A 25,699-nucleotide genomic window follows, 5' to 3' on the forward strand; every position below is an offset into this window, starting at 1 on the left:
ACCAAGTCCGTCGATCAGGGCGGTGCCCGGGAAGCCCGGGTACCACCGGACTTCCCGGGCGCCTTGCAATCACAGCAGCCAGACGGCTACTTGCATTCGGCGCTGACCTTCAGGCCGTAGTCCTTGAAGGACCAGGAGCCGGTGAACTTCTTGTTCTGCTTCACCACACACCAGACAACCAGCCCGGCGAAGATGGAGGCACCCAGGCCGAGGATGACAGCGGTGAATATCAGGAACCAGGCGTCGTAGCGGACGAGCCCCCTGTCGACCTTCGCCCTGATCGACGAAATGGCGCGCTGGGGCGCCGTGGCCGCCACCACGTACGCGCCGATCGACGCGGATGTGTAAGCGCTGACGGCCTTCGCCGCCACCGGCCCGGCGGCGATTTCGGTTTCCCGTACCAGAGTTGACGCAGGCACAGTTGTTCTCCCCTGTGGTTGACGTTGACCCAGAGAAGATGTCACGTCCCCAAAAAGGGGACTAGTGTCCTGAGGGGCACCATACGGCGCACTTCCTGTATGTCGCTATGACGGCCGCTTCCGCCCGCGAGGAGATCTCCAACTTGCTGAAGACGCTGGTGACATGCTTCTTGACCGTTCGCTCCGCCACGAACCAGCGGCCCGCTATGACGGCGTTCGACAGACAGTCGCCCAGCGCGAAGAGGACTTCACGTTCGCGTGCGGTCAAAAGAGACAGGTCCGCGTCACGCACCCATGCCGGAGCACCGCAGACATGGGCCTCTTCGCGTTCGGCATCTCTTTCTGATGACAGGTTCAATCTCGATCTCCCCGTAGCGGCAGTAACCCGCCTGCCCCCGTTCGACTCAACACGATCCAGGCGGTTTGGCCGGAGCCGCCGATCGCGGCTGTCACCATAGGCATGACCAAACCAACAGGTCAAGAACTCGTAAAGCCCCTCCGTTACTTGGCCACTCACGACTTCCCGCCGCCCGCTCGGTTCCGCCTGCCGTCCGGCAGTTCCCTCTTGCGGTCGCCCACGGCGCACCGGACGATGGCGGCCCGACCGGCGGCGTCCTGCGTCCTGTCGACGAGCCGCACCCCCGGGCCCGCGGCCCAGGCCGGTCACCACGGCCCCGGCGGACGGGGCACGGGCGAAAGAGGCACAAGCGGCTACGTCCGCTCCCCCTGGCACGCAGCTTCTGAGGCGGAACATAACGTGAGGACGGCCCGGTGGGCTGTTTCCTGCCGGGCCGTCCTCACGCGCCAGACGGCTAGGCTGGCTACCCAATGGCATGAAGCTGCGCTTCACACGGGCAGCTCACGCTGGCCATGGTCTCAGAGCCCCGTGGACACACGCGTCCGGGCGTTTCGCAGGCCTTCCACGGGGGAGGTCTCTGAGACGATGATCGGGTTGCGCGGCGGGGGCTGTGCTGCGTGGAAAGCGATCGGGTGGAGATATGCAGCGCGGTGGCGAACTCGGCGAGGGCACCGATGACCTGGGCCCCGAGCGTGCACAGCGGCCCCGGAGGGGCCGGCACCGGCGGGAGGAACGGCCCGGGGCTCCCGGGGAGCACAGCACGATGGGGAACAGCACGATGGGGAGTGGCCGCGTGGGGGTGACCTACAAGTACTTCGGTGCGCCCAACGGTGCCACGGCGGCCCGCGTGCCCATCTCCATGCGCCCCGAGGAGCTCGGCGGTGACGAGCTGGGCATGGGCGGCATGTTCACCAGGATCAAGCCGGAGACGGTGGCCGCGATGGTCCTCACCGGCATCCAGGGCATACCCCTGCACAAGGTCCCGCCCCTGGAGCTGGTCGTCCTCCACCCCGATTACGCTGTCGTCAAGCTCCCCATGACCGTGGTCGACCCGCTGCGCGGCATCGGCGAGGAGTCCGTGGGCGCCGCGGCGTTCATCTGGTCCACCGTCCCCGACCGGGGCGGCCCGCGTGACGCGTTCACGGTGTACCGGCTGCTGCACGAGTGGCAGGACTTCTCCCACCGGCTGCACGAGGCGGGCCACCAGGCCTACTGTCTCGTCTGGCCCTGAAAGTCCTCAAGCCCCAGGAACCCATGCTCATCGCCCGCTCCATCGCCCTCTTCCTCCTCGCCGCCCTGCTCGAGATCGGCGGTGCCTGGCTCGTCTGGCAGGGGGTGCGCGAGAACAGGGGCTGGGCGTGGATCGGCGCCGGCGTGATCGCGCTCGGCGCGTACGGCTTCGTGGCCACCCTCCAGCCCGACGCGCACTTCGGCCGGATCCTCGCCGCGTACGGCGGGGTCTTCGTCGCCGGCTCGCTCGCCTGGGGCATGGTCGCCGACGGCTTCCGGCCGGACCGATATGACGTACTCGGGGCGCTCGTCTGCCTCGCCGGTGTGGCAGTGATCATGTACGCGCCACGGGGTCACTGACCCCGCATATCCTGCGCGCAACAGCCCGTACGCATCAGGAGGCACGCCATGAGCACCCGCACCGCAGTCATCACCGGCGCCAGCAGCGGCATCGGTGCCGCCACCGCCCGCCGACTGGCCGCCGCCGGTTACCGCGTCGTGCTCACCGCCCGCCGCAAGGACCGCATCGACGCCCTGGCCGCCGAGCTCGAGGGCGCCACGGCCCACGCCCTCGACGTCACCGACCGCGCCGCCGTCGACGCCTTCGCCGCCTCGCTCGACCGCTGTGACGTCCTGGTCAACAACGCGGGCGGCGCCATCGGCACCGACCCCGTCGCCACCGCCGACCCGGCCGACTGGCGCGCGATGTACGAGGTCAACGTCCTCGGCGTGCTCAACACCACCCAGGCCCTGCTCCCCGCCCTCACCGCGAGCGGCGACGGCACGGTGGTCGTCCTCTCCTCCACCGCGGGCCTCGGCACCTACGAGGGCGGCGGCGGCTACGTCGCCGCCAAGCACGGCGCCCACGTCATCGCCGAGACCCTGCGGCTCGAGCTGTGCGGACAGCCGGTGCGCATCATCGAGATCGCCCCCGGCATGGTCAAGACCGAGGAGTTCGCGGCCAACCGCTTCCGCGGCGACGAGGACAGGGCCGCCGCCGTCTACGCGGGCGTCGACGAGCCGCTCACGGCGGAGGACGTCGCCGACACCATCGGCTGGGCCGTCACCCGCCCCGCCCACGTCAACGTCGACCTGCTGGTCCTGCGCCCCCGCGCCCAGGCCTCCAACTACAAGGTCCACCGCAAGGGCTGACGCACCGTCAACGGCTCTGACGGCCGCGGCCGTCAGCCCTTCACGCAGATGATCTGCTTGAGATGGGCCGCCACCTCGACGAGATCCCGCTGCTGCTCCATGACCTGCTCGATCGGCTTGTAGGCGGCGGGAATCTCGTCGACCACACCGCGGTCCTTGCGGCACTCCACGCCCCGCGTCTGATCCGCCAGGTCCTGCTCGGTGAAGCGCTTCTTCGCCTGGTTGCGGCTCATCCGGCGGCCGGCGCCGTGCGAGGCGGAGTTGAAGGACTCGGGGTTGCCGAGACCACGCACGATGTACGAGCCCGTGCCCATCGAGCCGGGGATGATGCCGTACTCGCCGCCGCCCGCGCGGATCGCTCCCTTGCGGGTGACCAGCAGCTCCACGCCCTCGTAGGTCTCCTCGGCCACGTAGTTGTGGTGGCAGGAGATCACCGGCTCGAAGGTCACTCCGGCCTTCTTGAACTCCTTGCGGACCACATCCTGGAAGAGGCCCATCATGACCTCGCGGTTGTGCCGCGCGTACTCCTGGGCCCAGAACAGGTCGTGCCGGTAGGCGGCCATCTGTGGGGTGTCGGCGAGGAAGACGGCGAGGTCGCGGTCGACCAGCCCCTGGTTGTGCGACAGCTTGCGGGCCTCGCCGATGTGGTACTCGGCCAGTTCCTTGCCGATGTTGCGGGAGCCGGAGTGCAGCATCAGCCAGACGACGCCGTCGTCGTCGAGGCAGAACTCGATGAAGTGGTTCCCTCCGCCCAGCGTCCCCATCTGCTTCAGCGCCCGGCTCTGCCGGAACTTCACCGCGTCCGCGACCCCCTGGAACCGCGCCCAGAAGTCGTCCCAGCCCGCCGTCGGGAGGCCGTGCAGGCGGCGCGGGTCCACCGCGTCGTCGTGCATGGCGAAGCCCACCGGTATCGCTTCCTCGATCTTCGAGCGCAGCCGGGACAGATCGCCCGGCAGGTCGTTCGCCGTGAGGGAGGTCTTCACCGCGGACATGCCGCAGCCGATGTCCACGCCCACCGCCGCCGGGCACACCGCGCCCCGCATGGCGATCACCGAGCCGACCGTCGCCCCCTTGCCGAAGTGGACGTCGGGCATCACGGCGAGCCCCTCGACCCACGGCAGCGTGGTGACGTTCCTCAGCTGCTGCATGGCGACGTCCTCCACCGAGGCCGGATCCGCCCACATGCGGATCGGCACCCGGGCACCAGGCAGCTCGGTGTAACCCATATGGTCCTCATTCCCCCGGAATAACCAGATAACGCAAAAGCCGGACCAATCACCTGATTCACGACAGCGGACCAGCGGCCGGGCGGCGCGTGCGGTACACATTGTGTCCAGCGGCCGCCCCGGGGCGGCAACCAGTTTTCGGGCGAAAGGAACCTCGGACCGTGCAGCGAAGGGCGTACGCACCGGCAGCCGCACTGGCCACGGCCGTACTCGCGGCGGGCCTCGCCGGATGCGGCTCGGGCTCCGGTTCGGGCAGCGGGTCCGACGACCCGAAGCCGGGCCAGGGCGATATCGCCTCGGCCCCCGCACAGCCGGGCAAGTACCACAACCTCCCCGAGCCCTGCGGCTACGTGAGCAAGGACATGCTGCGCAAGCTGCTGCCCTCCGACGACGACCTCGGCGAGCAGGAAGCCGACAAGCTCTACCGCGGCCAGGCCACCATCACCTACGACACCGACCGCCGCGTCGGCTGCCGCTGGAAGCAGGAGACGCCGGACGGCACCCGGCACCTGGCGATCGACTTCGAGCGCGTCGTCTCCTACCAGCCGGGGGTCAGCGACGACGACCGGGCGCAGGAGCTCTACCGGTTCCAGGCCGACGCCGCGCACATCCCCACGTCCTCCCCCTCCGCCTCCGCCTCCCCCTCCGCCACCCCCTCGGCATCCGCCTCCTCGGCGACGCCCTCGGCCGGGGCGACCGGCAACGACCCGAAGGCGGCCGGCACGCCGGGGCGCACCGTGGAGCCGTCGGCCTCGCCGACGGCCCCGAGCGGGACGGCCCCGAGCGGGACGGCCCCGAGCGGGACGCCCTCGGGCGGGCCGGACCTGGCGCCGCGTGCCCTGGACGACCTGGGCGACGAAGCGTTCATCGACGACAAGCTGCCGAGCACGGGCGGCGGCGTGCACCGCGACATCAAGGTTGTCTTCCGGTCGGCGAACATCCTGGTCTCCATCGCCTACGACCAGTGGCCGACCGACAAGCGGCACCTCCCCAGCAGCGAGGATCTGCAGCGCAAGGCACACGCCCTGGCCCGTGAACTCGATGCGGGACACTTCGGCAACTAGCCATTACCGTGCGCGTAGGGAGGAACACACGACCCTGCCGCCTCACCGAATGAGCGAAGGACCCATGCACCGACGAACAGCCCCGCGACTCGCCCGAATCCTCGCCTGCGCCGCAGTACCGGTGATGCTCGTCGCCACCGGATGCGGTGGGGGCTCCGAGTCGGGCGCCAAGAAGAGCTCGAGCACTCCGTCGTCGGCGCCGTCCGCGTCGACGTCCGCGTCCGCCACCCCCTCGGTCGCCGCGGTGAAGTACCCGAAGCTGCCCGACCCGTGCAAGTCGCTGCCGGGGAAGACGATCGACAACCTGGTCCCGAAGGTCAAGAAGAAGGAGGGCGAGCCGCTGATCGGCGGCTGCTCCTGGAACGGCCTGAACGACGAGGACCCCAACGACCTGCAGTTCCGCTTCCTGAACGTCTCCTTCAACAACCTCGCCTCCGACCCGACCCTCGGCTCGGGCGACAAGCGTGCCCAGGAGTACGCGGAGCAGCAGGTGAAGTCCGCCACCACGGAGGACGGCGCCAAGGACGCCAAGACCGCGAAGGCCGCCGGCATCGGCGACTGGGCGAGCACGGTGGCCACGGTGTCCAAGAAGGACGGCGACGAGTTCAAGAACGAGACCGTCATCGCCCGGATCGGCAATGTCGTGGTGACCCTCAAGTACAGCGGTACGGGCTACCAGGGCGCGAAGGCGCCCGACGCCGGCGACATGATGAAGGACGCGCAGGCCGCGGCCAAGGACGCCGTCAGCTCGGTCAAGGACGCGAACAAGAAGTAGCGGAGAACGCCGAGAACGACGAGAAGGGGGCCGCCCGCGGGCGGCCCCCTTCGTCGTACGCGCTCGTATACGCGGTTACGCGGCGAGCAGCTTGCGCACCCGGTCCGCACCCACCGCGAGGAGCAGCGTGGGCAGACGCGGGCCGGTGTCGCGCCCGACGAGCAGGTGGTAGAGCAGCGCGAAGAAGGAGCGCTGGGCGACCTTGAGCTCGGGGGTGGGCTTGGCGTCGGGCTCGAGCCCGGCCTGGACCTTGGGCACGCCGTAGACGAGCGTGGTCAGGCCGTCGAGCGACCAGTGCGTGTCGAGGCCCTCGAGCAGCAGCCGCAGGGATTCGCGCGCCTGCTCGTCGAGCGTGGCGAGCGTCTCGGTGTCGGGCTCGGAGCGGACGATGGTGCGCTGGTCGGCCGGGACCTGGGTGTTGATCCAGTACTCGGCGCGGTCGAGCCGGGGCCGGGTCTCCTCGAGCGAGGCGACCGGGTTGGCCGGGTCGAGGTCGCCGAGGATGCGCAGCGTCTGCTCCTCGGCGCCGGCGGTGATGTCGACGACCGAGGCGAGCGTGCGGTACGGGAGCGGGCGCGGGGTGCGCGGCAGCTCACCGGCGGCGGTGCGGGCGGCACGCGCGTGCGCGGCGGCGTCGGCCGGCAGCACGCTGCCGTCGGCGACCTTGGCCTCGAGCTTGTCCCACTCGTCGTAGAGGCGCTGGATCTCCTGGTCGAAGGCGATCTTGAAGGACTGGTTGGGCTTGCGGCGGGCGTAGAGCCAGCGCAGCAGCGGCGCCTCCATGATCTTCAGCGCGTCGCCCGGGGTGGGCACGCCGCCCTTGGAGGAGGACATCTTGGCCATGCCGCTGATGCCGACGAAGGCGTACATCGGGCCGATGGGCTGCTCGCCGTCGAAGACCTTGCGGACGATCTGCCCGCCGACGACGAACGAGGAGCCGGGCGAGGAGTGGTCGACGCCGGAGGGCTCGAAGACGACGCCCTCGTACGCCCAGCGCATCGGCCAGTCGACCTTCCAGACCAGCTTGCCGCGGTCGAACTCGCGCAGCACGACGGTCTCCGAGTGGCCGCACACGCAGGTGTAGGCGAGCTCGGTGGTGTCGTCGTCGTAGGCGGTGACGGTGGTCAGGTCGCGCTCGCACACGCCGCAGTACGGCTTGTACGGGAAGTAGCCCGCGCCGGAGCCGCTGCCGTCGTCCTCGCCGGCGGCGCCGGAGCCCTCGGCGGCCTCGAGCTCGGCCTCGTCGACGGGCTTCTGCTGCTTGGCCTTCGGCTTGCCGGTGGCCTTGTCCTTCGTCCGGTACTGGTCGAGGATCGCGTCGATGTCGCCGCGGTGCTTCATCGCGTGCAGGACCTGCTCGCGGTAGGCGCCGGAGGTGTACATCTGGGTCTGGCTGATCGGGTCGTACTCGACGCCGAGTTCGGCCAGCGACGCGACCATGGCGGCCTTGAAGTGCTCGGCCCAGTTCGGGTACGCCGAGCCGGCCGGGGCCGGGACGGAGGTCAGCGGCTTGCCGATGTGCTCGGCCCAGCTCTCGTCGATGCCGGGGACGCCGGCCGGGACCTTGCGGTAGCGGTCGTAGTCGTCCCAGGAGATCAGGTGACGGACCTCGAACCCACGGCGGCGGATCTCGTCGGCCACCAGGTGGGGGGTCATGACCTCGCGGAGGTTGCCCAGGTGGATCGGGCCGGACGGGGACAGGCCCGACGCGACGACGATCGGTTTCCCGGGGGCGCGGCGCTCGCCTTCGGCGATGACCTCGTCGGCGAAACGGGAGACCCAGTCGGCCTCGGTGCTCTGAGCCTGAGCCACGGCACTTCCTTCCTCACGGTCTGGCATGACCATTGTCCCAGACGACGCAGGTGGCCTCGGGGTTGCCCGAGGGCGTGGATTTGCACGTGAAGCCCGTGATAGGCGCGTGGGATACTCGGTGCCGTCCAAAAATGCCGTCTACCGGAATGGCACCCACCCCATGGCTTCGGTTTCCTCCCTCGCTTCCATGCTCGACCAGCGCATCGCGGACGCCCTCTCGGCAGCCCTGCCGGAGGCCGGCTCCGCCGATCCGCTGCTGCGACGAAGCGACCGGGCGGACTTCCAGGCCAACGGCATGCTGGCGCTGGCCAAGAAGCTGAAGGGCAACCCGCGCGAGCTGGCGGGCAAGGTCGTCGAGGGCCTGCCGGCGGGCGAGCTGATCAAGGACGTCGAGGTCTCGGGCCCGGGCTTCCTCAACATCACGGTCACCGACCGGGCGATCATCGAGACGCTGGCCGCGCGCTCCGCCGACGACCGCCTGGGCGTGCCGTTCAAGGAGAAGCCGGGCACCACGGTCATCGACTGGGCGCAGCCGAACGTGGCGAAGGAGATGCACGTCGGTCATCTGCGGTCGGCCGTGATCGGCGACTCGGTCGTCAAGATCCTCGAGTTCACCGGCGAGAAGGTCATCAGCCGCCACCACATCGGCGACTGGGGCACGCAGTTCGGCATGCTCATCCAGTACCTGATCGAGCACCCGCACGAGCTCGACCACAAGGGCGGGCAGGTCTCCGGCGAGGAGGCCATGTCGAACCTGAACCGTCTCTACAAGGCCTCGCGTGCGCTCTTCGACGCCGACGACGCGTTCAAGGAGCGGGCGCGCCGCCGGGTGGTGGACCTCCAGGCCGGGGACGAGGAGACGCTCGCCCTGTGGCGGCGGTTCGTCGACGAGTCGAAGATCTACTTCTACTCGGTCTTCGACAAGCTCGACATGGAGATCCACGACGAGAACGTCGTCGGCGAGTCCGGTTACAACGACATGCTGGCGGAGACCTGCCGCCTGCTGGAGGAGTCCGGTGTCGCGGTCCGCTCCGAGGGCGCGCTGTGCGTGTTCTTCGACGACATCAAGGGCCCGGACGGCAAGCCGGTCCCGCTGATCGTGCAGAAGTCCGACGGCGGTTACGGCTACGCGGCCACCGACCTGTCGGCGATCCGTGACCGGGTGCAGAACCTGGGCGCGAACGTCCTGCTGTACGTGGTGGACGCCCGGCAGGCGCTCCACTTCCGGATGGTCTTCGAGACCGCCCGCCGGATCGGCTGGCTGAACGAGGACGTGCAGGCCGTGCAGCTGGCGTTCGGCACGGTGCTGGGCAAGGACGGCAAGCCGTTCAAGACCCGTGAGGGCGAGACGGTCCGCCTGGTCGACCTGCTCGACGAGGCGGTCGGGCGTGCGACGGCGGTCGTCCGGGAGAAGGCCGAGAAGGTGGGCCTCACCGAGCAGGAGATCACCGAGAACGGCGCGCACGTCGGCATCGGCGCCGTGAAGTACGCGGACCTGTCGACCTCGGCGTCCCGCGACTACAAGTTCGACCTGGACCAGATGGTCTCGCTCAACGGCGACACCTCGGTCTACCTGCAGTACGCGTACGCCCGGATCCGCTCCATCATCCGCAGGGCGGGCGACACGGCCCCCGTCGCGCACGCACAGCTCGAGCTCGCTCCGGCGGAGCGGGCGCTCGGTCTGCACCTGGACCAGTTCGGCGCGGTCCTGGCGGAGGTCGCCGAGTCGTACGAGCCGCACAAGCTCGCGGCGTACCTCTTCCAGCTGTCGTCGCACTTCACGACGTTCTACGAGCAGTGCCCGGTCCTCAAGGCCGACACCGGCGAGCAGATGGAGAACCGTCTCTTCCTGTGCGACCTGACCGCCCGCACCCTGCACCGCGGCATGGCGCTGCTCGGTATCCGTACGCCCGAGCGTCTGTAGGCACTATGTGGCAGGGCCCTTCCCGCACCGGGTGGGGCCCTGTTGGTGTGCGCCCAGCTCGAACCAGATCAACTTGCCGACGAGCCCCTGCGGTTGGTCGCGCAGCGCGAACCCGCCCCAGCTGTCGGCGCACCACTGGACGAGCCCCAGCCCCCTGCCCTGCTCCGCCTCGTCGTCCGGCAGCGGGGCGGCGTCCAGTGCGGGCAGCCGGGGGTTGGTGTCCCACACGGCCACCCGTACCCGGTCCCCCTCGCGGCGGACGCGCACGGAGGCGGGGCCGTCGGAGTAGCGGTAGGCGTTGGTGACCAGCTCCGAGGTCAGCAGCTCGGCCGTGTCGGCGAGTTCGAGGAAGCCGTGCTCCTCGAAGATGGTGCGGAGCGTGCGCCGCGCGATGCACGGCGCCATGGGATCCGACGGGACCTGGAGCGTGTACTCCCAGTCGTCGGCGAGTTCGGGGTCATGACTCATGCACGCCTCCGTAGCGTAAGCGTCCTGACACGCACGGTAGTCATGTTCGGTTTGCCGGTGCCGGATCAGTCTCATTTCGGCGCGAGACAACCTATGTGGGTGATGGGACGAGTTTGAAATGACGACGGCGGCGCCCCAACACCGGAGCGCCGCCGTCCACTTCACACCTGGATCAGGCCAACTGCCGTGCCACTTCAGTCGCCCAATACGTCAGAATCATGTTCGCGCCCGCACGCTTGATGCCCGTGAGCGTCTCCATGATGGCGCGATCGCGCTCGATCCAGCCCTTCTCCGCGGCCGCCTCGATCATCGCGTACTCGCCGGAGATCTGGTACGCGGCCACCGGCACGTCCACCGCGTCCGCGACCTTGCCCAGGATGTCGAGGTAGGGCAGCGCCGGCTTGACCATCACCATGTCGGCGCCCTCGGCGAGGTCCAGCGCCAGCTCGCGCATCGACTCCCGCGCGTTGGCCGGATCCTGCTGGTAGGTCTTGCGGTCGCCCACGAGCGAGGACCCGACCGCCTCACGGAACGGACCGTAGAAGGCGGAGGAGTACTTCACGGCGTAGGCGAGGACCGCCACGTCCTGGTGCCCGGCAGCGTCCAGCGCGGCGCGGACGACGCCGACCTGGCCGTCCATCATGCCGCTGGGGCCCACCACATGGACGCCCGCGTCGGCCTGGACGCGCGCCATCTCGGCGTACCGTTCGAGCGTCGCGTCGTTGTCCACCCGGCCGTGCTCATCGAGGACGCCGCAGTGGCCGTGGTCGGTGTACTCGTCCAGGCACAGGTCCGACATGATGACGAGCTCGTCGCCGACCTCGGCCTTCACGTCCCGGATGGCCTGCTGCAGGATGCCGTCCGGGTCCGTCCCCTGGCTGCCCGTCGCGTCCTTGTGCTCGGGCACGCCGAAGAGCATGATCCCGCCGACGCCGGCCTCGACCGCCTCGGCGGCCGCCTTGCGCAGCGTGTCCCGCGTGTGCTGGACGACGCCCGGCATGGACGTCACCGGCACCGGCTCGGCGATCCCCTCCCGCACGAAGGCGGGCAGGATCAGCTCGGCCGGGTGCAGCCGGGTCTCGGCGACCATGCGGCGCATGGCCGGTGTCGTACGCAGCCGCCGGGGGCGGGCGGCCGGGAACGAACCGTATGTGCTCAACTCCGTGCCCTTCTACGCGATCCGGGCCGCCGCTCGCTCGGGCGGGTGACCGGGTCGCCGGCCTCGATCGCGGCATCGCGCCGCGCCGCCCCGAACTCCGCGAGCGCCTCGGCCAGTTTGTGCACCGAGGGCTCGGGCGACAGCACGTCCACCCGCAGGCCGTGCTCCTCCGCGGTCTTCGCGGTGGCCGGGCCGATGCAGGCGATGACAGTGACGTTGTGCGGCTTGCCGGCGATGCCGACGAGGTTCCGCACGGTGGACGAGGACGTGAAGAGCACGGCGTCGAAGCCGCCGCCCTTGATCGCCTCGCGGGTCTCGGCCGGCGGCGGCGAGGCGCGCACGGTCCGGTAGGCCGTGACGTCGTCCACCTCCCAGCCCAGCTCGATCAGGCCGGCCACCAGGGTCTCGGTGGCGATGTCGGCGCGCGGCAGGAAGACGCGGTCGATCGGGTCGAAGACCGGGTCGTAGGGCGGCCAGTCCTCGAGCAGGCCCGCGGCCGACTGCTCGCCGCTCGGCACCAGATCGGGCTTCACACCGAACTCGATCAGCGACTTGGCGGTCTGCTCGCCGACGGCCGCGACCTTGATGCCCGCGAACGCCCGTGCGTCGAGCCCGTACTCCTCGAACTTCTCGCGCACCGCCTTGACGGCGTTGACCGAGGTGAACGCGATCCACTCGTAGCGGCCGGTCACCAGGCCCTTGACCGCGCGCTCCATCTGCTGCGGCGTGCGCGGCGGTTCGACGGCGATCGTCGGCACCTCGTGCGGCACGGCGCCGTACGAGCGGAGCTGGTCGGAGAGAGAGGCGGCCTGCTCCTTGGTACGCGGCACGAGCACGTTCCAGCCGAACAGCGGCTTGGACTCGAACCACGAGAGCGGCTCACGCCGTTCGGCCGCGCTGCGCTCGCCGACCACGGCTATCACGGGCTGCGCGCCGTCCGGCGACGGCAGCACCTTCGCGGCCTTGAGCACCTGCGCCACCGTGCCGAGCGTGGCGGTCCAGGTGCGCTGGCGCGTGGTCGTACCGGCGACGGTGATGCTCAGCGGGGTGTCGGGCTTGCGCCCGGCGGACACCAGCTCGCCGGCCGCCGCGACGACCGAGCCGAGCGTCGTGGAGACCACGGCGGTCACCTCGCTCGCGCCGACCTCGGACCAGCAAGTGGCCGTCGCCGTACGGGCGTCGACGAACCGCACGTCGCCGCCCTCGCCGTCGCGCAGCGGGACGCCCGCGTAGGCGGGCACGCCCACGGCGGTCGCGATGCCCGGCACCACCTCGAAGGTGATGCCCTCGGTGGCACAGGCGAGCATCTCGCCGGAGGCGTCCCCGTCCATGCCGGGGTCGCCGAGCACCGCACGGACGACCCGCTTGCCGCCGCGCGCGGCCGTCATGACAAGATTGGCGGTGTCCCTAAGGACAGGGACGCCGACGGCACTTGACGACTCGTCAGTAACCGTCTGGAGAGGCATGTCCACATTCGTGCGGGCATGCGTACGCACCACATCCAGCACTTGCGGATCCGCGATCAGGACGTCCGCGGCTGCCAGCGCCTCCACGGCGCGCAGGGTCAGCAGTCCCGGGTCTCCGGGACCGGCACCGAGGAAGGTGACGTGACCGTGCACGGGGTGGTTCGGGGCGGTGGGGTTCAAAGTGCTCGCTCCCCCATAAGACCGGCTGCGCCCTTGTCCAGCATCTCGGCCGCGAGTTCGCGACCGAGAGCCAGCGCGTCGTCGTCCGACGCGGGCACGGGACCGGTGGTGGACAGCTGCACCAGCGTGGAACCGTCGGTCGTGCCGACAACCCCCCGCAGGCGCATTTCGGTGACAGCCTGCCCGTCGCCCAACAAGTCGGCCAGCGCACCCACAGGTGCGGAGCAGCCGGCTTCCAGGGCGGCGAGCAGGGAACGCTCGGCGGTCACGGCGGCCCGGGTGTACGGGTCGTCGAGCTCGGCGAGTTCGGCCACGAGGGCTGCGTTCCGCGCAGCGCACTCGATGGCCAGGGCCCCCTGGCCGGGGGCGGGCAAAACCATGTCGGGCTCCAGGAACTGGGTCGCCTCGCCGATCCGGCCGATGCGGGTCAGCCCCGCGGCGGCCAGCACGACGGCGTCCAGCTCGCCCTTGGCGACGAAGCCCAGGCGGGTGTCGATGTTGCCGCGGATCGGCACCGTCTCGATCTCCAGACCGAGCGCACGCGCCCACGCGTTGAGCTGCGCCATGCGGCGGGGCGAACCCGTGCCGACGCGCGCGCCCTTCGGGAGCTGCTCGAAGCGCAGGCCGTCGCGGGCGACCAGGACGTCGCGCGGGTCCTCGCGGCGCGGGACAGCGGCCAGCGCCAGGTCCTCGGGCTGCGCGGTCGGCAGGTCCTTGAGCGAGTGCACGGCGAAGTCGATCTCGCCCGCGAGCAGCGCGTCGCGCAGCGCGGAGACGAACACGCCCGTCCCGCCGATCTGCGCGAGGTGCTCGCGCGAGACATCGCCGTACGTCGTGATCTCGACCAGCTCGACCGGACGCCCGGTCAGCCGCCGCACGGCCTCGGCGACCTGGCCTGACTGGGCCATGGCCAGCTGGCTGCGCCTGGTCCCCAGGCGCAGGGGGGTGGTGGTGCCGTTCATGCCGACTCCCGTGCTGAATTGCGCGTATCGGCCCTGCTGACGGCGGCAACCGCCTGCGGGTCGAGGTCGAAGAGTTCCCGCAGCGCATCGGCGTAGCCGGCGCCGCCGGGGGTGGATGCCAGCTCCTTCACCCGCACCGTGGGGGCGTGCAGGAGCTTGTCGACGACGCGGCGCACGGTCTGGGTGATCTCCGAGCGCTGCTTGTCGTCCAGGCCGGGCAGCCGGCCGTCGAGCCGGGCGATCTCGGTCGCGACGACGTCGGCCGCCATGGCGCGCAGCGCGACGACGGTGGGCGTGATGTGCGCGGCCCGCTGGGCGGCGCCGAACGCGGCGACCTCGTCGGAGACTATGGCCCGCACCTGGTCGACGTCGGCGGCCATGGGGGCGTCCGCCGAGGCCTCGGCGAGCGTCTCGATGTCCACGAGCCGGGCGCCGTCGACGCGGTGCACGGCGGCGTCGATGTCGCGCGGCATCGCGAGGTCGAGCAGGGCCATCGCGCCGCGGCCGCCGAGCGCGGCCCGTACGGCGTCCGCCGTCAGCACCAGGCCCGTCGCGCCCGTGCAGGACACGACGATGTCCGCGAGCGCCAGCTCGTCCGGAACGGCGGACATGCCGACCGCCCCGGCCGTGACGGACGTGCCCGAACCCGGCTGCGTCAGGATCTCCGCCAGCCGCTCGGCGCGTTCCACCGTGCGGTTGGCGATGGCCACGTGCGCCACCCCGGCCCGCGCGAGCGTCGCCGCGGCGAGCGAGGACATCGAGCCCGCGCCGATGACGAGGGCACGCTTGCCCGCCGCCCACGCGTCGACGGACGGTCCCTCGCAGAGCTGCTCCAGGCCGAAGGTCACCAGCGACTGGCCGGCCTTGTCGATGCCCGTCTCGCTGTGGGCGCGCTTGCCGACCCGCAGGGCCTGCTGGAACAGGTCGTTCAGCAGTCGCCCGGCGGTGTGCAGCTCCTGCGCCAGGGCGAGCGCGTCCTTGATCTGGCCGAGGATCTGGCCCTCGCCCACGACCATCGAGTCCAGCCCGCAGGCCACCGAGAAGAGGTGGTGGACGGCCCGGTCCTCGTAGTGCACATAGAGATACGGAGTGAGCTCCTCCAGCGGCACGCCCGAGTGCAGGGCGAGCAGCGTGGACAGCTCGGCGACACCGGCGTGGAACTTGTCCACGTCGGCGTAGAGCTCGATGCGGTTGCACGTGGCGAGCACCGCCGCCTCGACGGCGGGCTCCGCGGCCAGGGCACCGTGCACCAGCGCGGCCTGCTCCTCGCGCGTGAGGGCCGCCCGCTCCAGCACGCTCACCGGCGACGTGCGGTGGCTGAGACCGACTACCAAAAGGCTCATGCCGGCATCACGGCGGGGATGTCCCCGTCGGGTCCCTTCCGGCCGCCCGCGGCGCCGCGCGCTCCCGCCTCCGGGCGGGGACGGTCCGCGGTGCCCTGCGCGGGCTCCTCGCCGGCCTTGCGCTGCTCGTGGAAGGCGAGGATCTGCAGCTCGATGGACAGGTCCACCTTACGCACGTCCACGCCCTCCGGAACCGACAGCACGGTGGGGGCGAAGTTGAGGATCGAGGTGACCCCGGCGGCGACGAGCCGGTCGCACACCTGCTGCGCGGCTCCGGCCGGGGTGGCGATGACGCCGATGGAGACCCCGTTGTCCTGGATGATCGACTCGAGCTCGTCGGTGTGCCGCACGGGCAGCCCCGCGACCGGCTTGCCCGCCATGGCGGGGTCGGCGTCGATCAGGGCCGCGACGCGGAAACCGCGCGAGGCGAAACCGCCGTAGTTGGCCAGCGCGGCACCGAGGTTGCCGATGCCGACGATCACGACCGGCCAGTCCTGGGTCAGGCCCAGTTCGCGCGAGATCTGGTAGACGAGGTACTCGACGTCGTACCCGACACCGCGGGTGCCGTACGAGCCGAGGTAGCTGAAGTCCTTGCGCAGCTTCGCGGAGTTGACGCCCGCCGCGCTCGCGAGTTCCTCGGAGGAGACCGTCGGTACCGACCGTTCGGAGAGCGCGGTCAGCGCACGCAGGTACAGCGGAAGCCGGGCGACGGTGGCCTCGGGAATCCCTCGGCTTCGGGTCGCCGGTCGGTGAGTTCGGCCAGTTGCCACGGTGCTCCTGCGGGTAGCGCGGGGCTTAAGGCGGCGCCTCGTCCCAGGACCGCCCCGTCGAATGCAGGCTATGTCTTTGTGAACGCGTGCACAAAGATGGTGTCCACTTTGTCCGGCCAAAGTGACGGGTGTCACGCAGAGTTCCGGCCGGTTTCGGGAACCATTGCCCGCATCGCAGCGACCGCCACAGGCGTCACACCGGCACCAGCGGTCTGCCGACCGGGACACGGGCGCTCACTCCTCACGGTTCAACTGCTGCAGGCACCGGGCCCCCGGCCGAACGCCAACAAATCGACACATGATGGTAGTCGACTCAGGCATCCAATCTCTCCCTCCGAACCCGCGGGCCCCTCCCCCGAGCCCACCCCGAACCCGCGGGCGCGCCGGGCACAATGGCCCCATGAGTCCGCTCCTGAGCCGCCGGAACCGCAAGAATCCCGCCGACCGCACCGTCACCCTGGTGGGCAAGCCGGGCTGCCATCTGTGCGACGACGCCGAGGCCGTGATCACCGAGATCTGCGGCGAACTGGGCGCCCGCTGGGAGAAGAAGGACATCACCCAGGACGAGGAACTCCACCGCAAGTACTGGGAGCAGATCCCGGTCATCCTGATCGACGGCGAACAGCACGACTTCTGGCGGGTGAACCCGGCCCGCCTGCGCAAAGCGCTCGGCGGCTGACTGACCGGCGGGGCAGTAACGGTGCCGATGCGCAGAGTTCACGTCAGCGCACCGTCCCGGCCCGGGTTTCCCCGAACAAACTGGCTATGCTCACGGCATGGCCGCACTCGCATGGCTCACCTTCCGCCGCCGCCCCGCCACCGCACGCAGCGTCCGGGCGGGCGAAGCCGCGGCCGAGGCAGCCCGCAAGTCCGCGCAGGAGAACGAGGCCGCGCTGGAGAGCGAGGGCGCACCGCAGGCCGCCCCCGAGCCCGAGTTCCCCGTCGCGGGCGACACCCGGGCCGCCGCGTTCTTCGACCTCGACAACACGATCATGCAGGGCGCCGCCCTCTTCCACTTCGGCCGCGGCCTCTACAAGCGGCGCTTCTTCGGCAAGCGCGACCTGGTCCGCTTCGCCTGGCAGCAGACCTGGTTCCGGCTCGCGGGCATCGAGGACCCCGAGCACATCCAGGACGCGCGCGACAGCATGCTGTCGATCGTCAAGGGCCACCGCGTCTCCGAGCTGATGACCATCGGTGAGGAGATCTACGACGAGTACATGGCCGAGCGCATCTGGCCCGGCACCCGCGCCCTCGCCCAGGCCCACCTCGACGCCGGACAGAAGGTCTGGCTCGTCACCGCCGCCCCGGTCGAGACCGCCACGATCATCGCCCGCCGGCTCGGCCTGACCGGCGCACTGGGCACCGTCGCCGAGTCCGTCGGCGGCGTCTACACCGGCAAGCTCGTCGGCGAGATGCTGCACGGCCCCGCCAAGGCCGAGGCCGTCCGCGCCCTGGCCGCCGCCGAGGGCCTGGACCCGGCCCGCTGCGCCGCGTACAGCGACTCCGCCAACGACATCCCGATGCTCTCGCTCGTCGGCCACCCCCACGCGGTGAACCCCGACGGCCGGCTGCTCAAGCACGCGCGCGAGCGCGGCTGGCAGGTGCGCGACTACCGCACGGGCCGCAAGGCGGCCCGGATCGGCCTGCCCGCGGCGGTCGGCCTCGGCGCCCTGGGCGGCGCGGCGGCCGCGGTCGCCGTGCACCGGCGCCGCCACTGACCGCCGGCACCGCCGCCAGCCGCCGTCGGCACCGTCAGCCGGCGCCGTCAGCCGTCACCGTCACCGGATCGGGCGACCGTTTCGGTGACGGGACACCAACTCACCGAATACGGACCGTAATCACAGCCCACCAGCGGGCAATCCTGTTGTCATACCCCCACGCGGCCCTCAGCAGTCCTGCCATGTCCGGATTGCCACAACACGCTGCCCAATCGGCCACACCCTAAGCAATTTCGGTCAACTTCCGTTCAGAATTCGTTGGTTGATCAACCAGCAACCGGCGACAGAGCGAACGGAATCGACGATTTAAGCAACTCGGTGTAGCGCTGCCTGTACGAAGGGTTATTCTCCTCAGACGCAAACCGGTCCCCTGCTTGTCCCTACGACGAGTGAACGGACCGGTACTGCACGTGATGGAAGCTCTGCCTCTGGGAGTCCCGTGTACCCACACGTCGGGGTTGACGCCTCGGGCCTGGCTACGCTGCGCGCAGCGGTCCTCGACCGTCTGCGCGGCTTCGTCCCCACCGCGTACGCCGTCCCCGCCTTCGCCACGCTCGCCCCATCCGTAGCAGGCGGTCCGGCCTTCGGGCACCGGGGCCCCTGCTACGCCCTCGCCGAGAGCAGCGCCGCCGTCGGCAGACGCGCACGCCGCGGCGCGGGAGCGGGCACCGCCACTACGACCACCCGCCGCCCGAGCGCCGACAGCGACAGCGCACGCATGCTGGACCTGGTCGAGCGCGCCCAGGCCGGCGAGGCCGAGGCATTCGGCCGCCTCTACGACCAGTACGCCGACACCGTTTACCGCTACATCTACTACCGCGTGGGCGGCCGGGCGACCGCCGAGGACCTCACCAGCGAGACGTTCCTGCGCGCCCTGCGCCGCATCGGCACCTTCACCTGGCAGGGCCGCGACTTCGGCGCCTGGCTCGTGACCATCGCCCGCAACCTCGTCGCCGACCACTTCAAGTCGTCCCGGTTCCGGCTGGAAGTGACCACCGGCGAGATGCTCGACGCCAACGAGGTCGAGCGCAGCCCCGAGGAATCCGTCCTCGAATCCCTGTCCAACGCCGCCCTGTTGGAGGCGGTGCGCAAACTCAACCCCCAGCAGCAGGAGTGCGTCACCCTGCGATTCCTCCAGGGCCTGTCGGTCGCCGAGACCGCCCGCGTCATGGGGAAGAACGAAGGCGCGATCAAGACCCTCCAATACCGTGCCGTCCGCACCCTCGCCAGGCTCCTCCCGGACGACGCGCGCTGATCCCCGCCCTGTGTCCAGGCCCGTTCCCCATCCCCCCGCGACCGCCCCGTCCCGCCCGCGTAACCCGACTGCCGCGCCGCTCGTTGTCCGGGATGCAGACTTCCCGCATGCCCGCAACCACTCACTCGATCGAGTGGATGCACTCAAGGCGTGCAACCTCCAGGTGTTCAGGGGAGTCGATCGTCATGACGAGAGGAGGTGCCGCCTGTGATCGCGAACGTTTCGGCGCACCGGCGGGCGAACGCCTTCGCCCAGGCCCTGGAGGAGCAGGAACTCCAGGGCACGGCGGCCGCACAGCCCGGCCCATCGGCGGATGACACCGAGCGCGGGAGACTCCTGGCCCTGACGGCCGGGCTCACGGAGCTGCCCGCGCCCGAGCTGGATCCCGAGGTGAAAACCGTCCAGCGGGCACGGCTCATCGCCGCCATGGAGGCACAGTTCGCGGGTGGCACCGCCACCGTCCCCGAGCCGCGCAGGAGCGCGGCGAGCGGCCGGGGCGCCCACCGGCTCGGCGGCCCGCTGAGCCGCCTCAAGCCCCGCTCCCGCTGGTCCAAGGGGCTCGCCGCCGGCGGCCTGACGGTGGGCGTGGCGGCCGGCGCGTTCGGCGGCGTGGCAGCCGCCAGCTCCAACGCGCTGCCGGGCGACACTCTGTACGGGCTCAAGCGCGGCATGGAGGATCTCAAACTCGGCCTGGCCGACAGCGATTCCGACCGCGGCGGCCTCCTCCTCGACCAGGCCTCGACCCGCCTCCAGGAAGCCCGCCGGCTCATGGAGCGCGGCCGTTCCGGCCACCTCGACCACGAGTCGCTGAGCGAGATCCGCAAGACCCTCTCCGGCATGCGTCACGACGTCGCCGAGGGCCACCAGCTGCTGCGTGCGGCCTACGACCGCGACGGCTCCCTCGCCCCGATGCAGCTGCTGTCCTCGTTCGCCTCCGCGCACCGCGAGGGCTGGAACCAGCTGCGCGACAAGCTGCCGCTCCCGCTCAACGACGTGCGCGATCAGGTCAGTTCGACCTTCATCGCCATAGACGATGAGATCGAGCCACTGCGCTCCCTGCTGCACGGCCCCGGCAAGCACGCGGCGCGGGGCCACGGCGGCTCCACCACACGCCCGGGCGCCCCGGGCAGTGCGGGGCACAGCGCCCCGGCGCCGCAGGCGTCGGGCAGCTCCGACGGCAAGCACGCCGGGAACCGCTCGGCCCAGCCCTCCGCGGGCGAGCACGACGACCGCGGCGGCCTCCTGGGCCCGGGCGGGCTGCTCCACCCCGCGCCCAGCGACGCCGCCACCCCGTCGGGCGGGGCGCACGGCAAGGAGTCGCCCAAGGAGCCGGAGATCACGCTCCCGCCCATCCTCCCGGGCGTCCTCCCGGGCCTCGGCCTCCACGGCGAGGACTCCAAGTAGCAGGTCCTAGCAGGTCCGGAGGTCGGTGTTCTCAGAAGAACACCGACCTTCGCTGCACAAGCAGCTTGTAGAGCGTGTGCTGAATCGTTTCCCGCACCTGGTCGGTGAGGTTGAACATCAGCATCGGATCGTCCGCCGCCTCCGGCGGATAACCGTCCGTGGGGATCGGCTCCCCGAACTGGATCGTCCACTTCGTGGGCAGCGGCACCAGCCCGAGCGGGCCGAGCCACGGGAAGGTCGGCGTCAGCGGGAAGTACGGGAAGCCCAGCAGCCGAGCCATCGTCCTGGAGTTGCCGAGGTTCGGATAGATCTCCTCGGCCCCCACGATCGAGCAGGGCACGATCGGGGCGCCCGCCCGCAGCGCGGTGGAGACGAAGCCGCCCCGGCCGAAGCGCTGCAGCTTGTACCGCTCGGAGAACGGCTTGCCGATCCCCTTGAAGCCCTCCGGCATCACACCGACCACCTCGCCGCGCTCGAGCAGCTGCTGGGCGTCCTCGGCGCAGGCGAGCGTGTGCCCGGCCTTGCGGGAGATCTCGTTGAGGACGGGCAGCTTGAAGACCAGGTCCGCGGCGAGCATCCGGACGTGCCGCCCGGCCGGGTGGTGGTCGTGCACCGCGACCTGGAGCATCAGCCCGTCGACGGGCAGCGTCCCGGAGTGGTTGGCAACGATCAGCGCCGCGCCCTTGTCCGGGATGTTCTCGAGGCCGCGTGCCTCGACCCGGAAGTACTTCTCGTAGAACGGGCGGAACGCGGACATGATCACCTGGTCGGTGAGCTCTCTGTCGAAGCCGAAGTCGTCGACCTCGTACTCACCGGTGATCCGGCGGCGCAGAAAGTTCAGGCCGTTGGCGAGCCTCCGGTCCCAGCCGGCGTCCTGCCTCGGCTCCGGCGCGGCGGCCGGTACGTCCTGGGGCACGGGCTCCTCACGCGGCGCCGGCACGGGCGCCAGCGCCGTCGTCCGGTGCACCCGCCCCGTACTCGAGCGCTTGCCCCGCCGCTTGGACCGCGGTTCCTCGCCGAACGGGATGACCTTCGCATCCGCCATGGTGCGTGCGCTCCTCACTTCCGGTCACGGCCGGCAGGCAGTGCCGCGGCGATCCGGTCGACAGTACGGGCGAGGGTTTCGGGGGGCAGCAGACCGGTGCCGCGACTGCGGGCGAAGTCCGCGAACGCGCCTGCCGTCGTATAGCGGGGGTGGAAGCCCAGCGTCTCGCGCATCTGGGCGGTCTCGACGACCCGGCCGTGGGTGAGCAGGCGGATCTGCTCGGGCGAGAAGTCCAGCACACGGGCCGAGCGCAGGACGGAGCCGAACCAGGTGACGGTCGGCAGGAAGAACGGGACAGTGGGCCGCCCGAGCCGTCTGGCGGCCTGCGAGAGCAACAGCACGCCGTCGCCCGCGATGTTGAACGTGCCGGAGTTGAGCGTGCCCCTCACGGGCTCTCCGGAGGCCATCCGCAGCACCTCGATCACGTCGTCCTCGTGGACGAACTGGAGCCGGGGGTCGAAGCCGACGACGGACGGCAGGGCGGGCAGCGAGAAGTACTCCGCGAGCGGCGAGTCGACACAGGGCCCGAGGATGTTGGCGAACCGCAGCACGCACACGGCCACATCCGGCCGCCGCCGCGCGAAGCCGCGGACGTACCCCTCGATCTCGACGACGTCCTTCGCGAAGCCCCCGCTCGGGTGCGACTTGGGCGGCGTCGTCTCGGTGAAGATCGCGGGATCGCGGGGCGCCGAACCGTACACCGTCGTACTGGACTTGACGACGAGGCGCTTGACCGACGGCGTCTTCTGGCAGGCGCCGAGCAGCTGCATGGTGCCGATGACGTTGGTCTCCTTGACCGCCGTCCGGCTGCCGCGCTTGCTCAGGGGGGTGCCGTTGACGTCCATGTGGACGACGGTGTCGACGCCGTGCTCCGCCAGGACGCGGGCGATCGTGGGGTGGCGAATGTCCGCCCGTACGAAATCGGCCCCGCCGAGACGGTGCTCGGGTGGCACTGCGTCCACCCCGATGACCCGGTCGACACCGGGCTCGCGCTGCACGCGTCGGACGAAGCGGCCGCCCAGGCGGCGCGCGACACCGGTGACGAGCACGACCCTGCCCAAGATCAGCGCCTTCCCTTCCGGTGGGTCCTCCCTCGGCCGAGGAGAGGCGACCCGTGGCGGCCACCGTAGCGGCTCGTTGTTGCGCTGTGATGACCGCCCGCTGCGCGGAGCAACATTTCAAGCCGTGGCGAGGGTTTCACGCTGCGCAACGCACCGCAGCCCTCCCACCGCCGAGACGGTGGAAGGGCTGCGGGACGAACACAGCGGCGCTGCTTACTTCTTGTTGCGGCGCTGAACGCGAGTGCGCTTGAGCAGCTTGCGGTGCTTCTTCTTGGCCATCCGCTTGCGCCGCTTCTTGATAACAGAGCCCACGACTACCCTCGCTTACATCGATTCACTCGGTGCGGGGCGTCCGAGCCCACACGACCTACATCGGGCCAGCCTACCCGGCACCGGGCGAACAGCGTAATCCGAGGTCCTCGTCAGGCGGTTTCCACCCCCACAAAGGACTCACGGAGGTACTCGTGCACCGCCTGCTCTGGGACCCGGAAGGACCTTCCCACCCGGATCGCCGGCAGATGACCACTGTGTACCAAGCGGTACACGGTCATCTTGGACACACGCATCACCGCGGCGACTTCCGCCACGGTCAGGAACACGACCTCGTTGAGAGGCCTTTCGCCAGCAGCCATGACACACCTGAACCTTCCGCACATGACGCGCACCGGCTTCCCCTCCGGTGACTCCTCGTCGCTGCGCGCTCACTCCCCAGACTAGGGGCGGGTGATGCGAGTGGGGAAGAGGAGCAGCCATCGGCCGCCTACCGTGACAGACACGCTCGATTGAGTACATAGCGAGTAAGCGGTCGGTAGTAATCAGACCGCACAGCGTCATCAAGCGGAACGGCCACGGACACCCGCCCCTCGGCCTGACCGACGAACAGCGCGGGGTCGTCCGCGTCCGCCAGCCCGACGGCCTCAAAGCCCAGCTGACCTGCTCCGCAGACCCATCCGTGGTCCCCGATGACCAGCGCCGGAAGAGGCCCTCCGCCGTCCGCCGCAGCGGCCAGTGCGACACGAAGCGGGAGCGGTGAATGCGTGTGTGCGCCGGGGTCATTCGGAGATCCGCACGCGCCGGGTTCGCGCACCATCGCGACTCCTGCGACGTAGTCAAGGTTGTATGTGCGTACGCCAAACCGGGTCGTTATGTCGATACCTCGACCCTGCGCCGGAGTGAGAACACGGCATCCCGCCGCCGACAGAGCAGCGGCCAACGCGGCGTAGAAACCCAGGAGCCGGTGGGGATGCCCGGTGCCGATCAGCACCGGAGCGCCCACCGCGGCCACCGCGGCGAGGCGGTCGGCGAAGGCACCGAGTGCCACGATCGTGCGATCGGGGTCGATCACATCATGCCCTGAAGTGTGCGCGGGATCGGCCGAAACTCCACACCTGCTCCCCATCAGGTGCAACAACTCCTCGAAGCGCCAGTCCCTTTCAGGCTCCAGTCCCATCAGCACCCGGGGGTCGCCCGCGACGAATCTCCGGTAACGGTCCAGACTCCGTTCCCGCGTCGTCGCCACCGCCCCGGCGATCCGGGCGGCGAGCAGATGCGCGCGCAAGCGTTCCACACCCGGGCTAACGGTGGATCAACGCCCTTGGCTACGGCAGCAGTCCGTGCGCCGGGAACACCGCTCGCCGGGTGGCCAGAATCGCCTGGTCCATGCGGTCGGCCGGGTCATAGCCGTGGTCCGTGAAGTCCCGCCACTGCGGCGCCAGACCGTCCGTCATCCGCCCGGGGCCCAACTGCCGCGTACGCCGGTAGACTTCACGCTTCCACTCCTCCGGCACAGGCGTCTCGGGTGCCACAGGCCGGCCCGCGGCGATGGCGACCAGGTGGGTCCACGAGCGGGGCACCACGTCCACGACGGCATAGCCTCCACCGCCCAGCGCCACCCAGCGGCCCTCCGCGTGTTCGTGCGCCAGCCCATGGCATGCCTCGGCCACCAGCCGCTGTGCGTCCAGGGACACGGTGAGGTGCGCCAGCGGGTCCTCGAAGTGCGTATCGGCACCGTGCTGAGTCACCAGCACCTGTGGCCGGAAGGCCTCCAGCAGTTCGGGCACGACGGCGTGGAACGCCCGCAGCCATCCCGTGTCGCCCGTCCCCGCCGGCAGCGCCACGTTCGCCGCGCTGCCCTCCGCCCCCGGCCCGCCGGTCTCCCCCGGCCAGCCGGTCGCCGGGAAGAGCGTACGGGGGTGCTCGTGCAGCGAGATCGTGAGCACCCTGGGGTCCTCCCAGAACGCCGCCTGCACGCCGTCACCGTGATGGACGTCCACGTCCACGTACGCCACCCGTTCGGCACCGAGCTCGAGCAGCCTTGCGACGGCGAGGGCGGCGTCGTTGTACACGCAGAAGCCCGACGCCGCTCCCGGCATCGCGTGGTGCAGGCCGCCGGCGAAGTTCACCGCGTGCAGCGCCTCGCCACGCCACACGGCCTCGGCCGCACCGACCGACTGGCCGGCGATGAGCGCGGCCGCATCGTGCATCCCCGCGAACGCCGGATCGTCCGCCGTGCCGAGCCCGTACGAAGCGTCCGCACTGTCCGGGTCCGCGGATGCCGCCCGCACGGCGGCGATGTAGTCCTCGCGATGCACGAGCCGCAGCGTCGATTCCCCGGCCGGACTGGCCGCGACCACACGCATGGCCTTGTCCAGGCCGTACGCCTCCACCAGGCGCATGGTCAGGGCCAGGCGCACGGGATCCATCGGATGCCCGGGGCCGAAGTCATAACCCGTTACTGCCTCGTCCCACATCAGCTGTGCGCGGCCGCTCATGGGCGCAACCGTATCGGTAAAACACGGGGCGATAAATAAAAAAGCCGTGGGCTTGAGTTGGATCACTCCAACTCAAGCCCACGGCTATAAAATTTGTTCGGCGGCGTCCTACTCTCCCACACGGTCCCCCATGCAGT

The 25,699-nt window shown here is 70.4% G+C and carries 26 protein-coding genes; 10 read left to right on the forward strand and 16 right to left on the reverse strand.

Going from position 1 to position 25,699, the window contains the following annotated elements:
• Nucleotides 1-86: 86 nt before the first annotated feature.
• Together ACV530_RS29330 and ACV530_RS29335 are read right to left on the reverse strand one after the other, a co-directional pair.
• Nucleotides 87-419, reverse strand: coding sequence for a hypothetical protein (locus ACV530_RS29330; RefSeq protein WP_494335665.1), 333 nt, complete (start codon nucleotides 417-419; stop codon nucleotides 87-89).
• A gap of 61 nt (nucleotides 420-480) precedes the next feature.
• Nucleotides 481-777 (reverse strand): response regulator transcription factor, encoded by a 297-nt coding sequence (locus ACV530_RS29335; RefSeq protein WP_494335666.1) that lies wholly within the window; start codon nucleotides 775-777, stop codon nucleotides 481-483.
• 640 nt (nucleotides 778-1,417) lie between these two features.
• On the opposite strand from ACV530_RS29335, the gene ACV530_RS29340 reads away from it, so the two are divergent.
• Genes ACV530_RS29340 through ACV530_RS29350 form a run of 3 tightly spaced genes read left to right on the forward strand, consistent with a single transcriptional unit; the run spans nucleotide 1,418 to nucleotide 3,159 of the window.
• A complete protein-coding gene (locus ACV530_RS29340; protein WP_494335667.1) occupies nucleotides 1,418-2,008 on the forward strand; it encodes a hypothetical protein in 591 nt (196 codons plus the stop codon).
• Nucleotides 2,009-2,031: 23 nt separating this feature from the next.
• Complete coding sequence (locus ACV530_RS29345; protein WP_494335668.1) at nucleotides 2,032-2,367, forward strand: YnfA family protein; 336 nt, start codon at nucleotides 2,032-2,034, stop codon at nucleotides 2,365-2,367.
• A gap of 48 nt (nucleotides 2,368-2,415) precedes the next feature.
• A complete protein-coding gene (locus ACV530_RS29350; RefSeq protein WP_494335669.1) occupies nucleotides 2,416-3,159 on the forward strand; it encodes an SDR family oxidoreductase in 744 nt (247 codons plus the stop codon).
• A gap of 32 nt (nucleotides 3,160-3,191) precedes the next feature.
• Here ACV530_RS29350 and ACV530_RS29355 read toward each other — a convergent pair whose 3' ends face one another.
• Entirely contained in the window at nucleotides 3,192-4,385 is a 1,194-nt protein-coding gene (locus ACV530_RS29355) for an RtcB family protein (RefSeq protein WP_494335670.1), read from the reverse strand.
• A gap of 161 nt (nucleotides 4,386-4,546) precedes the next feature.
• Between ACV530_RS29355 and ACV530_RS29360 the strand changes: the two genes are divergently transcribed.
• Both ACV530_RS29360 and ACV530_RS29365 read left to right on the forward strand, forming a co-directional pair.
• Nucleotides 4,547-5,449, forward strand: a complete 903-nt coding sequence (locus ACV530_RS29360) for a hypothetical protein (RefSeq protein WP_494335671.1) — start codon at nucleotides 4,547-4,549, stop codon at nucleotides 5,447-5,449.
• Between the two features lie 64 nt (nucleotides 5,450-5,513).
• On the forward strand, nucleotides 5,514-6,224 hold the full coding sequence (locus ACV530_RS29365; RefSeq protein WP_494335672.1) for a DUF3558 domain-containing protein: 711 nt from the start codon (nucleotides 5,514-5,516) through the stop codon (nucleotides 6,222-6,224).
• A gap of 75 nt (nucleotides 6,225-6,299) precedes the next feature.
• Here ACV530_RS29365 and lysS read toward each other — a convergent pair whose 3' ends face one another.
• A complete protein-coding gene (lysS, locus tag ACV530_RS29370) occupies nucleotides 6,300-8,063 on the reverse strand; it encodes a lysine--tRNA ligase (RefSeq protein ID WP_494335673.1) in 1,764 nt (587 codons plus the stop codon).
• A 133-nt stretch (nucleotides 8,064-8,196) separates the two neighbouring features.
• On the opposite strand from lysS, the gene argS reads away from it, so the two are divergent.
• Nucleotides 8,197-9,960: an arginine--tRNA ligase gene (gene argS / locus ACV530_RS29375; RefSeq protein ID WP_494335674.1), complete on the forward strand. Its 1,764-nt coding sequence runs from the start codon at nucleotides 8,197-8,199 to the stop codon at nucleotides 9,958-9,960.
• Between the two features lie 3 nt (nucleotides 9,961-9,963).
• Here the strand turns inward: argS and ACV530_RS29380 are convergent, their stop codons facing one another.
• The 6 genes from ACV530_RS29380 to ACV530_RS29405 all read right to left on the reverse strand — a co-directional run bounded on the left by ACV530_RS29380 (nucleotide 9,964) and on the right by ACV530_RS29405 (nucleotide 16,308).
• Nucleotides 9,964-10,428 (reverse strand): ATP-binding protein, encoded by a 465-nt coding sequence (locus ACV530_RS29380; protein ID WP_494335675.1) that lies wholly within the window; start codon nucleotides 10,426-10,428, stop codon nucleotides 9,964-9,966.
• Between the two features lie 172 nt (nucleotides 10,429-10,600).
• On the reverse strand, nucleotides 10,601-11,587 hold the full coding sequence (hemB, locus tag ACV530_RS29385) for a porphobilinogen synthase (protein WP_494335676.1): 987 nt from the start codon (nucleotides 11,585-11,587) through the stop codon (nucleotides 10,601-10,603).
• A complete protein-coding gene (locus ACV530_RS29390; RefSeq protein WP_494335677.1) occupies nucleotides 11,584-13,233 on the reverse strand; it encodes a bifunctional uroporphyrinogen-III C-methyltransferase/uroporphyrinogen-III synthase in 1,650 nt (549 codons plus the stop codon). Before ACV530_RS29390 ends, hemB begins: the two co-directional genes overlap by 4 nt.
• Complete coding sequence (hemC, locus tag ACV530_RS29395; protein WP_494335678.1) at nucleotides 13,230-14,195, reverse strand: hydroxymethylbilane synthase; 966 nt, start codon at nucleotides 14,193-14,195, stop codon at nucleotides 13,230-13,232. Before hemC ends, ACV530_RS29390 begins: the two co-directional genes overlap by 4 nt.
• Nucleotides 14,192-15,538 carry a glutamyl-tRNA reductase gene (locus ACV530_RS29400; RefSeq protein WP_494335679.1) on the reverse strand — a complete coding sequence of 449 codons (1,347 nt, stop codon included), beginning with the start codon at nucleotides 15,536-15,538 and terminating at the stop codon, nucleotides 14,192-14,194. The genes hemC and ACV530_RS29400 overlap by 4 nt, the downstream gene beginning before the upstream one ends.
• On the reverse strand, nucleotides 15,535-16,308 hold the full coding sequence (locus tag ACV530_RS29405) for a redox-sensing transcriptional repressor Rex (protein WP_494335680.1): 774 nt from the start codon (nucleotides 16,306-16,308) through the stop codon (nucleotides 15,535-15,537). The genes ACV530_RS29400 and ACV530_RS29405 overlap by 4 nt, the downstream gene beginning before the upstream one ends.
• 400 nt (nucleotides 16,309-16,708) lie before the next feature.
• Between ACV530_RS29405 and ACV530_RS29410 the strand changes: the two genes are divergently transcribed.
• From ACV530_RS29410 to ACV530_RS29425, 4 genes are all read left to right on the forward strand, one after another.
• Nucleotides 16,709-16,987 (forward strand): glutaredoxin family protein, encoded by a 279-nt coding sequence (locus ACV530_RS29410; protein ID WP_494335681.1) that lies wholly within the window; start codon nucleotides 16,709-16,711, stop codon nucleotides 16,985-16,987.
• A gap of 97 nt (nucleotides 16,988-17,084) precedes the next feature.
• Complete coding sequence (locus tag ACV530_RS29415; RefSeq protein WP_494335682.1) at nucleotides 17,085-18,026, forward strand: HAD family hydrolase; 942 nt, start codon at nucleotides 17,085-17,087, stop codon at nucleotides 18,024-18,026.
• A gap of 439 nt (nucleotides 18,027-18,465) precedes the next feature.
• Nucleotides 18,466-19,281 carry an ECF subfamily RNA polymerase sigma factor, BldN family gene (locus tag ACV530_RS29420; RefSeq protein ID WP_494335683.1) on the forward strand — a complete coding sequence of 272 codons (816 nt, stop codon included), beginning with the start codon at nucleotides 18,466-18,468 and terminating at the stop codon, nucleotides 19,279-19,281.
• Between the two features lie 207 nt (nucleotides 19,282-19,488).
• Nucleotides 19,489-20,685, forward strand: a complete 1,197-nt coding sequence (locus ACV530_RS29425) for a DUF5667 domain-containing protein (protein WP_494335684.1) — start codon at nucleotides 19,489-19,491, stop codon at nucleotides 20,683-20,685.
• Nucleotides 20,686-20,716: 31 nt separating this feature from the next.
• On the opposite strand, the gene ACV530_RS29430 is transcribed toward ACV530_RS29425, so the two are convergent.
• The 6 genes from ACV530_RS29430 to ACV530_RS29455 form a co-directional block, all read right to left on the reverse strand.
• Nucleotides 20,717-21,730: a lysophospholipid acyltransferase family protein gene (locus ACV530_RS29430; RefSeq protein ID WP_494335685.1), complete on the reverse strand. Its 1,014-nt coding sequence runs from the start codon at nucleotides 21,728-21,730 to the stop codon at nucleotides 20,717-20,719.
• Between the two features lie 14 nt (nucleotides 21,731-21,744).
• The gene (locus ACV530_RS29435) at nucleotides 21,745-22,791 is read right to left on the reverse strand and encodes an NAD-dependent epimerase/dehydratase family protein (RefSeq protein WP_494335686.1); all 1,047 of its coding nucleotides are present in this window, start codon (nucleotides 22,789-22,791) and stop codon (nucleotides 21,745-21,747) included.
• A 213-nt stretch (nucleotides 22,792-23,004) separates the two neighbouring features.
• Entirely contained in the window at nucleotides 23,005-23,103 is a 99-nt protein-coding gene (locus ACV530_RS29440) for a 30S ribosomal protein bS22 (protein ID WP_003948845.1), read from the reverse strand.
• A 110-nt stretch (nucleotides 23,104-23,213) separates the two neighbouring features.
• Nucleotides 23,214-23,423: a helix-turn-helix domain-containing protein gene (locus ACV530_RS29445; protein ID WP_154080489.1), complete on the reverse strand. Its 210-nt coding sequence runs from the start codon at nucleotides 23,421-23,423 to the stop codon at nucleotides 23,214-23,216.
• A 128-nt stretch (nucleotides 23,424-23,551) separates the two neighbouring features.
• Nucleotides 23,552-24,349 (reverse strand): phosphatase, encoded by a 798-nt coding sequence (locus ACV530_RS29450; RefSeq protein ID WP_494335692.1) that lies wholly within the window; start codon nucleotides 24,347-24,349, stop codon nucleotides 23,552-23,554.
• 40 nt (nucleotides 24,350-24,389) lie between these two features.
• Nucleotides 24,390-25,562: an acetoin utilization protein AcuC gene (locus ACV530_RS29455; protein ID WP_494335687.1), complete on the reverse strand. Its 1,173-nt coding sequence runs from the start codon at nucleotides 25,560-25,562 to the stop codon at nucleotides 24,390-24,392.
• Nucleotides 25,563-25,699: the final 137 nt, after the last annotated feature.

Source organism: Streptomyces sp. SX-6 (assembly GCF_059089585.1).